Origin of the sequence: Flavobacterium petrolei, from assembly GCF_003314435.2 — a bacterium.
Taxonomy (GTDB): Bacteria; Bacteroidota; Bacteroidia; order Flavobacteriales; family Flavobacteriaceae; genus Flavobacterium; species Flavobacterium petrolei.
Genome location: NZ_QNVY02000007.1, coordinates 64,487 through 78,568, shown reverse-complemented (window position 1 = coordinate 78,568; position 14,082 = coordinate 64,487). Strand labels below are relative to the sequence as shown.

The window sequence follows — 14,082 nt, the reverse complement described above, 5'->3', positions numbered from 1 at the left end:
AATCAAATTAAAGTTACACCGGTTCCGTTTAAGTCAGAATAGTTTATTTTTCCAAAATTAATTTTCACTCCTGTGGCAATATCTTCAGCCAAAAGCAATGCACCGTCCATATCTACATAATCCAGTTGTGGCAATAAATGTGCAATGGCTGATATTCCAACAGTCGATTCGGTCATGCAACCCACCATCGTTTTCAAACCTAATCTCTTAGCTTCCTGAATCATTCGTCTTCCGGGCGTTAAGCCACCACATTTTACTAATTTGACATTTACACCATGAAAATGATTATGGCATTTCGCTACATCTTCTTCAATAATGCAACTTTCGTCAGCTATAATCGGTAAAACCGAGTGTTTAAAAACTTCTTTGTGTCCTTCCCAATTATCGGCTTTCATAGGTTGTTCCAAGAATTCTACACCTAATTTTTTCAATTCCACAGCATTATTTATGGTTTCTTCAATGCCCCAACCGCAATTGGCGTCAATTCTAAAAATGGCATCCGTATGTTTTCGAAGTTCTTTGACAATGGCAATATCTTCTTTGGTTCCCAATTTTATTTTATATATCGGCCAAGGCAGTTCCTTCATTTTTGCCACCATTTTTTCGATGGATGCAATTCCAATCGTGTAATCTGTCAATGGATTTTTGTCGGTGGTATAATTCCACAATTCGTATAATTTCTTTCCTTTTTTGCGCGCATATAAATCATTGTATGCCATATCCAAAGCGCATAGCGCAAACATATCGTGTTTTAAATACGGGTGTATTTTTGCCCAGAAATCTTCAGGAGTTTCATTTGTAGTGGTTTCGATTATAATCCGAATTTTTTCTAAATCCTGCATCATTACCGGAACGGTTGTCTTGTAATACGGATTGGAAGTTGCTTCGCCAAAACCGGAATAACCATCACTTTTTAATTCCACAATCAAAGAAGGCTGAGAGTCAATCGATTCTCTCGAAATCGTGAATGTATGTTTTAATTTGAGCTCGTATTCTCTTAAGATTATTTCCATTTGGGGTTTAATTTTACTATTTGTTGTGTTTGTTTGAAACTGGATTTTTTAGAAACCAAGCCATAAAATTGCATCGACAAAACCGTCGCGCCATAATTTTTCATTGTGCTTTCCGTCTTTTACAATTGTTTTTTTATTTAAATTAAGGCAGTAACATCGATTAGAATTCAGTAAATATTCCATTTTGTTCAAATCCGAAACCATATCGTCACTTTCAGCATCGCCACACATAAAATATATTTTAGATTTTATCTTTTTGGATTTTTCTGTCAGCGTGTAAATGTCTTTGGTAAACCAAAACGAAGGCGAAAAAACACCTGCTTTTCCAAAAATTGTGGGGTATTTTAAAACCGCATAATAGGAAGTCAAACCTCCCAATGAGCTTCCCATGATGATAGTATTTTTCTTTTTAGTTTTTGTACGATACGTTTTGTCTATCTGTGGTTTCAATGTTTTCACGATAAATTCTAAATAGCTATCTGCTTTTCCTCCACCGTATTTTTCGTTTTTAAAAGGCGTTAATTCATCGATTCTTTTGTCGTTTCCATGTTCGATTCCAACAACAATAACTTGCGCTTTTAGACTGTCTAGTTTTTCATCCACATTCCATTCTCCCGAATAGGATGTTTTAGCATCAAACAAATTTTGCGCATCATGCATATAAATTACGGAGAATTTCTTTTTTGAAGTTAAATAATTTTCGGGCAAATAAATCCAAATTTTCTTTGTGGTTTGAAGTTGCGGCGCTTCAATAGTAAAAGTAGAAACTTGTTTGGAATCCGTGCTCTTCTTTGTCTCTTCGCCTTGAGCCGTAATTTTTACGATGGTAAAAAAGAAGAGAAGAAGTAGGAACTTTAGTCGATTCATTATTAGTTTTTGTGTTTTGATTTAAAAACAATATTTTAGCTAAAAATAATAATTTGATGAATACATTCGAAGAAAAGAGGAGTTTACTTTTAGAGATGATTGCTTTTTCTACCGTTGACGGGCATTTGCATAAAAGAGAATATGAATTTTTGGTAATTGTAGCCAAAGAATTGAGTTTTGATCTTGATGTTTTTAATGATTTTTTTCATCAGGAATTACCTTTATTGCCTATTAAATCTGAATTTCAACGGGTGCAGCAATTTTATAGACTGGCTCTATTGATGTATTGTGACGGAGTTTTACATGAAAAAGAAGCTGTTGCAATCCAACAAATAGCACTTGAAATGGGACTTAATCCCGTAGCTACAAAACGAATTCTTAAACTGATGAATGAAGCGCCTAATACAATTATTGATGCTGAAATTTTACTTAATGTTTTTCAGGAGCAACATAATTAATTGTTCATTTTTATTGATGTATTTACCTTTTGAAAGACATTTTTACACCAAAACTAGTCTGTAAATCAGGAGCATTATCCAGTCTAAGATCTTCTCTTAGAGACACAAAATAGGAGAATTGCTTAACAGAGTAAGTACAAATAAAATTCCAGCCTTCTAAACTTTCATACAAGTGTGAGAAAGTTTGTTGCCAATGCGTTTTAATTCTTTCTCCAGTTAAAATAATGTAGTCAAAATCTTTCTTCTTGTTGTAGGATGTCTGAAAAGCATAATTGATTCCGTATGAAATCGAATTTTTGTTTCTAAGTTTTCTTTTGTAATCAATAAGCCCGTCAAAACTATACAGAAAAGTTTGATTGCTTATGTTTACTCTGTCGCCAAATTGAATAAATCGTTGTCTCAATGCGCCAGCACTTACGCCAATACTTAAAATATTTTTTTCTCTCACAACAATCTTTTTTATTACCGATGAAGAAATTCCGATGTCAGCCACTGGATTATATTTCGAAATATTGATTCCTAAATGAGTTCCGAAATTCAAGTATATTTTATGGCTTTTGTTCATTTCTAATTGCGGATAGTAAAAATAATTTATCTCAATTCCCGGAATACGGAAGTCGCCATTATTCATTGTGATTAAATTATTGTTTTCGTCTCGATAAGAAATTTTCGCTTGGTTTAATCCATAATATCGTCTTGAGAAAGGATCTTCTCCACCGGCAATAGTACTGTGAAACCACTCAATAGATTCATCAGACGTAAACACTGAAAAGGGATATTTTCCTTTGTCTAATGAAAATGCACGAACGCCGAAATTAAGTTCATGATGCCCAGTTAAAGGCAAGGAAAATGTGAATTTATAAGATCGGATCACTCCGTCGGCGATGAATTCTTTGGTTTGTGCAGGAGCAGTATTAAGGTCAAATTTAAATTCACGTTCATGCCAAGGAAAACTTGCAGCGTATTCTCGATCTGTTGGGTTTGTTAACTCGTATGATTTTACATAAGGCAACATCACATTTCCATTTGAAATGTCTAATGAAAAGGAAAATTTCTCAGGAGAGCGAACTTTGAAATTATGGTTTATTCGCGAAATGTAAATTCCCAGCGGGTGATTGGACAGCAGATTTGGTTTTATGATATCGGAATTGTTTTCTATTTCAAAGGTCATGATTTCCTCGTTTGAGGATTGCGCTGAAGCAAATGAAATTAGTCCGAATAAAACAAAAATGAGTAAGCGATATTTCATTTGAATGCGTGAATTTTCAGGAAACAATCAGAAAATAATTACACTCAAATTTAAAGAACTTTACTGGATTTAAAAGTTTTTAGATTAAAAAAATGAAAGAAAAGTCACTTAAAATCAAAAAATATTTTGTGTTGACATTAATATCTCGTTTTGAAAATTATTTAGGTCAGTTGGCCTTGCAGTCTTTTAATATCATCTCGTAATTTGGCGGCTTGCATAAAATCCAATTCTTTTGCCGCTTTCTCCATTGATTTGCGTTTTTCCCGAATGAGTTTTTCAATTTCAGGTTTTGGTAAATACAGATTTTCAGGTTCTGCAGCAGTGTCTAAAGTTAAGCCTAACTCATAATCGACCAAAGGATTTTTAGTAAAGGCACTCTCTATTTTTTTGTTTAATGCCTGTGGAGTCTGGTTGTTTTCGGTGTTATAATTGATTTGTTTGGTTCTGCGATAGTTGGTTTCATCAATGGTTTTTTGCATGCTCGCCGTAATTTTATCAGCATACATAATTGCTTTTCCGTTCAGGTTTCTTGCTGCACGACCAATTGTTTGCGTAAGCGAACGATGGCTTCGTAAAAAACCTTCTTTGTCGGCATCTAAAATTGCCACCAAAGAAACTTCGGGTAAATCCAAACCTTCACGAAGTAAATTCACACCAATTAATACATCAAAAATTCCTTTTCGTAAATCTTGCATGATTTCTATTCGTTCCAATGTATCTACTTCAGAGTGAATGTAACGACAACGAATATTAACTTTGGTTAAATATTTGGCTAATTCTTCCGCCATTCTTTTGGTTAAAGTCGTCACTAAAACACGCTCGTCAATTTCTGCCCGAACTTGAATTTCTTCAATTAAATCATCGATTTGGTTTAAACTTGGTCGGATTTCAATGATAGGATCTAATAATCCTGTTGGACGAATCACTTGTTCCACAACAACGCCTTCCGTTTTTTGTAATTCGTAATCCGCTGGTGTTGCCGAAACATAAATTACCTGATTTTGCATGGCTTCAAATTCTTCAAACTTCAAAGGACGATTGTCCATTGCAGCGGGAAGTCGGAAACCATATTCTACTAAATTTTCTTTACGGCTTCGGTCTCCGCCATACATCGCACTAACTTGCGAAAGTGTTACGTGACTTTCGTCTACCACCATTAAATAATCTTTAGGGAAATAATCGAGTAAACAGAATGGTCTGGTTCCAGGCAAACGACCATCCAGATAACGGGAATAATTTTCAATTCCGGAGCAGTAACCAAGTTCACGAATCATCTCCAAATCAAAATTGGTTCGTTCTTCCAGTCGTTTTGCTTCTAAATGTTTTCCAATTTCCTTGAAATAATCGACTTGTTTTACTAAATCCTGTTGGATTTCCCAAATGGCACCTTGCAAGACATCTGGAGAAGTCACGAACATGTTGGCGGGATAAATCGTCAGCTTGTCAAATTTTTCAAGAACCTGAGAATTCTTGGTGTCAAAACTTTCAATTTCTTCTATTTCATCGCCAAAGAAATGAACTCTGTAGGCTTCATCTGCATAACTTGGGTACACATCAACTGTATCTCCTTTTATCCTGAAACTTCCTGGATTAAAATCGGCTTCCGTTCTGGAATATAAACTTTGCACCAATTGATGCAATAATTTCGTACGCGAAATAATTTGTCCTTTCTCAATTGGAATTAAGTTTTTCTGAAATTCGATAGGGTTTCCAATACCGTACAAACAAGAAACAGATGCTACTACCAAAATATCTCTTCGTCCGGAAAGCAACGAAGCAGTGGTTGACATTCGCATTTTTTCCAGTTCCTCATTGATGGATAAATCCTTTTCGATGAAAACGCCGGTTACGGGCATAAAAGCTTCCGGTTGGTAATAATCGTAATAGGACACGAAATATTCCACGGCATTATTCGGGAAAAACTGCTTGAATTCCGAGTATAATTGTGCTGCCAACGTTTTGTTGTGTGCCAAAACTAAGGTTGGTCTTTGTACTTCCTGAATCACATTGGCCACCGTAAATGTTTTTCCGGATCCGGTAACTCCTAATAAAGTTTGGAATTTATCACCATCAATAATCCCTTGAGTCAATTTTTCAATTGCTTGTGGTTGGTCGCCTTTCGGTTGGTAATCGGATACTACTTGAAAATTCATTTGTATTAAGGGGCAAAGATTTAGAGTTGCAAAGGTACAACGTTTGGATTCTTTTTTTTCCAAAGTTTAAGCCAAAAAAAAACCATCCCGATTTGACAGGATGGTTTCATTTTACAAATAATAATTCTTAGAAACTGAAGCTTAATCGAGCAAAAACGAAACGACCGTTTTGACCAAATTGGGATACGTTTCTGGAATATACAAATTGATTTGCGTTTGATAAATCGATAGTAGCCGGAGCAGCTGTGTAATCAATAGCCCCTGAAACTAATCTTGGACGAATTGCGGTTTGTGTACCAAGATTTGCATCTGGATAAATATCAAAAATATTATTGGCACCAATAACAATTTTGGCAGCTTCGGTAATTTTGAAACCTACGGATAAATCAGTAATGATTTTTGCTCCCCAAATTGGGTGCTCAATTTCCACTGCCTGACCATTAATTATAGCGCCTTCAACTCTTCCGTCTCCATTTACATCGGCAGTATTTGGATCTGTCACTTTACCGAAATAAACATTTCTCAAGAAGAAATCGAATTTTTTGTATGTTACAGAGTTTGTTAAATTAGCTTTTACTCTAGGGATAGCTTCTTGTAAATAGATTCTAGACATTTCAGAATAATATCTATTAATTTGGCCGGCAGCTTCTAACACTGGAGACGCTTTAATTTCTCCTACTCTGTAAGTTTCAGAAAATGTTCCTGATAAGTCGGTTTTCAAAGAAACGTTGTTTCCAAAACTTGTTTTATGACTTATTACAACATCAATTCCTTTTGATTCAGTATCAATTGCGTTTGCAAAGAAAGTCGCTGCAGTAGCGCCAGCTGTATCAAATAATCCATTCAAAATTGCATTTGGAGTTCCTGCTGCAGGAGTTCCGCCGGGTCTTGAAAATTGATCGGTAAGCACCACTCTGTCATCAATTTTAACAATATAAGCATCTGCTGTCAAAGTTAAATTAGCCGTTGGAATTTTAGCAGTAAATCCAATACTGGCACTTTGAGATTCCTCTTGTTTCAATTTAGGAATTCCTAATAATTGTGCTGCTTGCGAATCATTACTGAAAGTTCCAACTTCAAAAGGTACACCACCTACAAATTGTGTAGCGGTTGAATTAAAATAGATTTGGTGTAATGATGGCGCTCTGAATCCAGTTGAAACTGCACCACGTAAGTTGATATTATCCGTTATTTTATAACGGGACGCTATTTTAAAATTAGTTGTGTTTCCAAAATCAGAATAGTTCTCAAAACGAACCGCTCCGTTTACCAACCATTTATCCGTAACGTCTAATTCTAAATCAGTATACACCGCAACACTGTTACGGTCTTTGTCAATTGCATTTGCAGGTCTGAAACCTGGGAAAACTTGTGATCCATTTGGTCTTGCAGCACCAAAAAAATCAGTAACTCTAATATTTGAAGCTGTTGTTGCTGTAACAACTCCTCCATTGATATCATATAAATTATAGGATTCTGGTTGACCCGCATTTATAGAGAAGTTCTCATGACGGTATTCTGCGCCAAAAGCAACGTTCAAACCTTCTAAAACATCAAATTTTCTGTTCATGTCAAAGTTTGTTGTGTTTTGGGCGAAAGCCAAACCACCAGCGTCAAATTCAGTAGGAGAATTTTCTCTTAAAGAAGCATTTACTGTATTTTCAACACCATAATCAAAAGCATTTCTTCCGAAAGTATTACTTAAATCAAAATTCCAGTTTTCGAAGATAAGACCTCTTAAACCAGCTGCCACAGAGACATCGTTGATTGTAGAATGTATTTCCGGTAAAAATCCGTTTGGATATAATCCTGTATATGATCTGGCTTGATTTGGTCTTCTGTAGAAACCTGCAGCTTCTCCTTCTCTGAAACTTGTTCCCCCGAAGGCATAGGCTTCTAATTTATCATTGATTGGGTAAGCAGCATTCAAGAAGAATTGGGCACTTTTTAAAGAAGATTGTCCCACTCTCATATTGAAATTTTTTCTTTCAAGACTTCTATATGCTAATTCGCCTGCTGTAGCATCAAAATTTAATGCTGTTTGCATTTGAGAAATAGTAGTGGCGCCAAGTATTGCAGTTTGCTGTGCACCTGTGAAATAAGATACACCTGGAGCATACTGTTTTATTGTAGTAAGGATTTGAGCTGTATTTGGTGTATTTGTAATATTTCCAAAAAGTCCATTGATATTAGTCCCTGCCTCAGCTGCTCTTTGCTCTACTGCATTGTAGGCGTTAAATAAAGTTCCTGTAACTTCTTTTGCTCTGCTGGTTGCATCTCTAAGTTGCAAGCTAGCGGTTGCGTTAATAAAACTTTTTTCTTTACCAAGGCTTGTTCCGTAATTTAAATCCAATTGGTAATTTCCACCATCAAAACCGCCATCATGGTCATTAGCGCCTTTTGAAAGATTTCCTCCACCAAAAATGTTAACGTCTAATTTGTTCGTGTTCTTCTTTACATTAATATTGATTACACCAGCAATAGCATCTGAACCATATTGCGCGGAAGCTCCGTCTCTCAAGACTTCGATTTTTTCGATTGCAAAAGCTGGAATAGCATTTAAATCCGTTCCTACTGATCCTCTACCCGGAGATCCATTAATATTTACCAATGAAGAAGTATGTCTTCTTTTTCCATTTATTAAAACCAATACTTGATCCGGTCCTAAACCTCTTAACTGCGCCGGGTCAATGTGATCTGTTCCATCAGCAACTGTTTGCGTATTTGAGGTAAACGATGGGGCAACCATGTTTAAAATCTGATTTAAGTTAACTTGTGCTCCCTGAGAAGCAATTTCTTTCATAGAAATCACATCAATAGGCACTGCAGATTCTGTTACGGTTCTGGTTGGATTGCGGGAACCAATTACGACAACATCTTGAAGTGTTTCACCACTTCCCGTTAAAGTAACATTTAATGTTGTTCCTGTTACAGCAACCGATTTAGTCTCTAAACCAACATAAGAGAATTGTAAAACGTCACCAATTTCAGCACTTATGCTATAAGTTCCATCGATATCAGTAGTGGTACCTTTCGTAGTTCCTTTTACAAGAATCGTTACGCCGGGTAAAGTTGCTTTCGATTCATCAGTCACTACACCTGAGACTTTAATTGTCTGAGCTGTTATACCTGCTGAAAAAATTAACGTTAGAATAAATAATAGTTTTTTCATTTTGGTTGTTTAAAGTTAGAACCGTAAAAATACTACTTAATTAACGTTAATTTTTTTTTAGTTGTTGTAATGTTCGATAAATAACAAATAAGCTAAATTTTATCTATAATTTTAATCAATCGTAATATTTTAAATTATTTTCTACAAAAATTTAAAAATATTGCTCTATTATAAAGGCTTCTATTGGTTTTTTTTAGAACAAATAGTTTCTCAGGCAGAGTATAAATCATAGTTTCCCAATCTTTTTGTTTCTTTTATTGAAGTTAAAAGACTTTTTAGATGTTAATTCATCAAAAAAAAATCAATATATCTATCTCGTTTTTTGATGTTTTAATCTTTCTTAAGTTAGAGAAGATAAGGAAAATTAAATCATTAAAGTATTCATTTATCAGCAATAAGCTGATAAATGAATACTTTAATGACAAATGGTACACATCTAAATTTTGTCGAAATATCTTATTTTTTAGCTCCAAAAATAGTTGAGTCGGTTTCAAGTGTTCATTTAATTTAGAGTTATCGTTTTTTACCTGTTTTTAAAGTGTTTTTGGAATGATCACATATGAGTTTGGTTATTACCACTAATTTATTTTAAAGATTTTGAGCATATAATTGAAAAAGAATAAACTAGTATAATCAAACCAGCTAAAAATAATAAAGCAACTCAAATTGAGCTGCTTTATCTTTCCAAAATTCAAATTAAAACTAAAAATTCTTATCTATAATTTTGTTTCGTTATAAAAAAGAAGATTACTAACACTACTGCTATAATCAACATCTTAGAAATTGATGCTTGAAATAGAGTTGTATTATTGAGTTTATCTTCTCTTCTTTCCTTTATAAGATTAAAAATCACTATGGGAATAATTATTGTTATTAAGAAATACATAAAATATCTCGCATATTCATTTCCATATACTTCTGATATGGCTAGATGTGTCAAGAGACCTAAAAAGATAGCAATATTTCCTGGTGTAATGTGCTTTTTTATCATATTTTTATAAGTATTAAGATTAATTTATTCTTTCAACAAATTTACCATTAGAATCCGTTTTTCAACAACTATTACATTACAGTTGTGCTATTCGGTTTAGTAATACAAGCAATATCAAAAATGTAGAAAGTAAATGAAAACTATTCCATCCGTCACTTTTTTGCTTTTTTTTAGTTGTTTTTTTTATATAATTGATCCATAAATACGCATTAAAAAGTAATGCTAACGCGCAGAAGCAAATGGTTATGATATTCCAATTAATACTATTTTTTTTTTAGATTGATTTAAAAGAAAAGTTTAAGCCAAGTATGTAGTTACCAAACATAAAAAAAGCAGGCTATTTTTATAGAGCCTGCTTTAATGAAAAAATTATTATAATTTATTGAAACGCATAAGTAGTTAATCTAAAATTACTAGATGCGCTTGTGAAAGTATAAATAGTATTAGAAAAAGCGATTTTAAATAATTCTCTTTTTACATACAATCCTTTAGTATCTAGAAGTTCTTTATCTATATTTTTCAAAAGTGTAGGTTCAGCGATAATTGCGCCTAAATTATTTTCCCAAGATACATGATTTAATATCATCGTTTTATTTACTGGATCTTCCGTTACTGTCACATTATGATATATAGTTGTTTTACCTCCGTTAAATCTATATTCAATATAACTACCAAAAGCTGGGTTATTGAAAGTAAATTGAACTCTACTAAGTTTTTGAGTAGAAGATAATTGTGCATTTACTTGGTTTAAGAGCGTATTACATAATAATGAATTAGATGGAGCAGTTGCTAAATTTGCCGCAATGTAAGCAAACGCAGTTGCAGGATTTCCTTTACCTTCTATAAGAATTTTATAATCATCAGTTAATACCAAGGGTTTATTGCTATACTTGATTGAGGCAGTTACGCCTGCCGTTCCAGTAGCATTAAAATTACCAGTTGTTGCATCGTACGTGAACTCAGAAAGTTTTTGTGTTCCAACTTTTACAGCGGGACTCACTATAATTCCGGTAGGGGTGTAAGCGATTCCCATGTTGTAGCTTACACTTGAACCAGTTTCAATTGAATTTGCAATTGCAAATCTACTAGGTTGAGTAAAATTAAAATCAAATTGACTGATTTTAGCGCCATCATTAGTTTCTAATAATCGAAATAAAGGTCTTGTTGATGCTCCAACTACATTAGGAATCATTGCTCTATTTAGCGCCAAGTTTGTCCAGTCTTGAGCGGTTGCTTTTACAAAACGCAGTTCCTCGAAACTTCTATTGGTTTTAAAAATGATTTGTCCATTGTCTTGTCCGTAATACAAAAATTGGAAGTCGCCTTTATATCCTTTTCCACGTAAAGAGGCAACTGGAAAATTATTTGAATCCGATAAAAGATGTATTTTGTTTTTTGTTGTAAAAACAAGACTTACAGTACTCCCTAGTTCAATACCGTATTCACTTTTATATATTGCTGTATCATTATCAAAGTCTGAGGCCATATCCACTGAGCCACTTTTAAACTTGAATAAGTGGGTAAAGCCACCTAATTGGGTAGTGTCTGTAAAATAAACTGCTTTCCATCCAAATTCAGATGATTCTAATAAATCATTCAGTTCTTTTTTTTGCGCATTTAATCTTTCTGTAGGCGTTTGATCAAAAATGGGATCTACATCTTCCTTGTTGTCACATGAAGCCAATTGCATTGCTAGTACTGCAATGAATAGGTATTTGAGTATGTTTTTTAATTTCATGATATTTAATTTATTTTAAATATGAATTACAGAATATTTTTTTTAAAATAATTATTCCTTTAGTTAATTAGCCATTAATTACTGCTAAAGTATTTTTTTCAGCTTGATCTCTAAGTTTATAAAAATCAATGTTATAAGCATCTTTAAAATATTTTACTATGACAGCTTCCTTTGCCTTTATGTCAGCTTTTGCTTTTACACTTGTTATTCCTGCTAAGATAGCATCGTATTCAGCTTTTGAATTTACTAACATAGTAGAGGCCATTTCTGCAAAATCTTCATTTATGTTTGATCTGGCATAATCAGTAATAAAACCTTCCTCTCTTGCTACTGTTGTTGAAGTAGCATACCAGTTTGATGTGTATCCAGTAGGAGTAATTTTTGATAATGTTTTTTCATCAAAAGGTTTATATTGATTCAGGATATGAATGTATTCATGTTGAATAGTATGAACAAAACGTTTTACATTATCGCGATTTTTTTTATCTACTAAATCCGTTTCAAATAAAGTGATTCTTTGACCACCTTCTGCTAGTCCCAGTGTAATAGTCCCAGTAGTATTTAAATTTCGACCACCAACCAGTACAAATTCTCTTGGTGCTATTTTTTTAACAAAATCAGCACCTGCGATAGTTGAATAACTTTGCAACCAAATTTTTTGTACAATTTCAAGTGCAGGTTGTACTTGTGCTTGTATGGGTGGATATAAAAAACGATTGTTGTCTACCACATTTTGGTCCCATTTGTATTGGACTTTAATATTGTACGTGTTTACATAGTTAGTTTCAATCCATTTGTCTAATGTAGACATAGCAGGTGTTGAAACGTCTAACTGGCTTTCTTTTAAGGCTTCTTCGCCCGAACATGCGCCTAATAATACTATCGCAGAGAAAAGGATTATTTTTTTGTATTGAGTTTTTAATTTCATATTGTTGACCTTATAGATTAATTAATTAACGAGGGTTTTTTTCTAAACCTGTGTTAGAAACATGTAATGGAATTTGTATTGCCTTACGTTTGTCATCTTTCAACAAAACATTATCTGGTTGGTTATACGATTTGTGTGTGATTTTCAAAGCAAAACGTTTAATATCAATCCATCTCAAACCTTCATGTATAAATTCTCTTCTTCGTAGCTCAGCTATAGCTTTAATATAAGATTTTTGTACAGAAGTCAAATTGTAAAAAGGAGTGTATTCATCATCTACAGCTGGATATTTAGTAACTATTTTTAATTCTGTAACTTTATCAGTAGATGCATTATAGGCTTTGATACGTTTTGAGATAAAATATTCTAATTCCTCATTAGCGGTAGCTATTTGATTTGTCATCACGTGGGCTTCGATTCTGTTTAAATAGTATTCATCATTACTTAGCAATACTATTGCATCATAAGGCTGTCCTATTCCAGCATTAGCATTAGTAATTCTAAAATATTCAGTAAATTTAGGAACAAAAATTGTTATTTGACCATTGTATGATAATGGTCTGTATAACCATTCTTTGTTGAATAAATTAGCGCCATTTCCAAACAATATATCTCTATCTGCACCAGTTAATTGGAATCTATTAGAATAAAAACTTCTAGAGTATACAGATGATACTGAAGCTATTAATAGGTTTGTAGATTCACTTTCTTGCGAGTATTTTCTTTGACCAGTATTAAAATCTACATCTAGATAGGATTGATAATCTCTTAATTGCCCTTCTGGCTTGTTTCCTAACTCATCAGATACTTCAATAACTTTATTCCAATCTCCTTTTATCAAATAAAATCGGCTAGCAAAAGCTTTTGCAGCTGCTTTATTAAAATGAAATTTAGGTAACTTGTAGTCGCTGTTAACATATTTTAGTCCTTCTTCAAGATCTTTTTCAATAAAATTAAAAACTTCTGCAACAGTATTACGAGTGTATTTCTTAACAAGAACCTCTTCTGGCTCTAGTACATATGGAATACCTAAATCAGTCGTAGCAGTTGAAGGATTATATCTTTGCGACCAAAAACTAACTAACATAAAGTGTGAATATGCTCTAGCCAATAAAGCTTCTCCTTTTTGAGGATTTAAGTTGGCTGGATTTCCTAGTTTATTGATTGCGTCTAAAGCTTGGTTAGCATGCGCAATTGCCGAATAACATGCGTCCCAGTAATCAGAAGGAGAATCCTGTTGGATATCTTCTTGCATTTCCCAGTTATAGTTTTGACTATTTTTATTTGTAGTCAGTGTAAGATCCCCACTATCAAAAACATTGTCAGTCATTGTTTCTGCAAACTCCATGTAGTTTGCATTTGGATAGGCATTTACCAGTAGTTCAGAAATTTTTTCTGGAGTATCAAGTTGGGTTCTGTTGTCAGGAATCTCCGAAAGGAAATCGTCACAACTGCTGCTAACTGTAAGTACAATTAGTAATAAAGTGGTTATTTTAAAAGTTCTCATATTTAT

9 protein-coding genes are annotated in these 14,082 nt (G+C 33.6%); 1 reads left to right on the top strand and 8 read right to left on the bottom strand.

The genetic code is table 11. The features are described from left to right. Positions 1-2: 2 nt before the first annotated feature. A complete protein-coding gene (locus tag DR871_RS15860) occupies positions 3-1,013 on the bottom strand; it encodes a dipeptide epimerase (RefSeq protein ID WP_113667058.1) in 1,011 nt (336 codons plus the stop codon). A 48-nt stretch (positions 1,014-1,061) separates the two neighbouring features. Further along, on the bottom strand, positions 1,062-1,880 hold the full coding sequence (locus DR871_RS15855; RefSeq protein WP_113667059.1) for an alpha/beta hydrolase: 819 nt from the start codon (positions 1,878-1,880) through the stop codon (positions 1,062-1,064). Positions 1,881-1,936: 56 nt separating this feature from the next. On the opposite strand from DR871_RS15855, the gene DR871_RS15850 reads away from it, so the two are divergent. Continuing rightward, a complete protein-coding gene (locus tag DR871_RS15850; protein ID WP_113667060.1) occupies positions 1,937-2,338 on the top strand; it encodes an excinuclease ABC subunit B in 402 nt (133 codons plus the stop codon). A gap of 22 nt (positions 2,339-2,360) precedes the next feature. Here DR871_RS15850 and DR871_RS15845 read toward each other — a convergent pair whose 3' ends face one another. The 6 genes from DR871_RS15845 to DR871_RS15820 all read right to left on the bottom strand — a co-directional run bounded on the left by DR871_RS15845 (position 2,361) and on the right by DR871_RS15820 (position 14,076). Further along, complete coding sequence (locus DR871_RS15845) at positions 2,361-3,587, bottom strand: hypothetical protein (protein ID WP_113667118.1); 1,227 nt, start codon at positions 3,585-3,587, stop codon at positions 2,361-2,363. A gap of 161 nt (positions 3,588-3,748) precedes the next feature. Continuing rightward, the gene (gene uvrB, locus DR871_RS15840) at positions 3,749-5,740 is read right to left on the bottom strand and encodes an excinuclease ABC subunit UvrB (protein ID WP_113667061.1); all 1,992 of its coding nucleotides are present in this window, start codon (positions 5,738-5,740) and stop codon (positions 3,749-3,751) included. 127 nt (positions 5,741-5,867) lie between these two features. Further along, complete coding sequence (locus DR871_RS15835) at positions 5,868-8,912, bottom strand: TonB-dependent receptor (protein ID WP_113667062.1); 3,045 nt, start codon at positions 8,910-8,912, stop codon at positions 5,868-5,870. Positions 8,913-10,282: 1,370 nt separating this feature from the next. Beyond that, complete coding sequence (locus DR871_RS15830) at positions 10,283-11,641, bottom strand: DUF4302 domain-containing protein (RefSeq protein ID WP_113667064.1); 1,359 nt, start codon at positions 11,639-11,641, stop codon at positions 10,283-10,285. 67 nt (positions 11,642-11,708) lie between these two features. Next, positions 11,709-12,569, bottom strand: coding sequence for a zinc-binding metallopeptidase (locus tag DR871_RS15825; RefSeq protein ID WP_113667065.1), 861 nt, complete (start codon positions 12,567-12,569; stop codon positions 11,709-11,711). Between the two features lie 25 nt (positions 12,570-12,594). Continuing rightward, entirely contained in the window at positions 12,595-14,076 is a 1,482-nt protein-coding gene (locus DR871_RS15820; protein WP_113667066.1) for a RagB/SusD family nutrient uptake outer membrane protein, read from the bottom strand. Positions 14,077-14,082 lie beyond the last annotated feature (6 nt).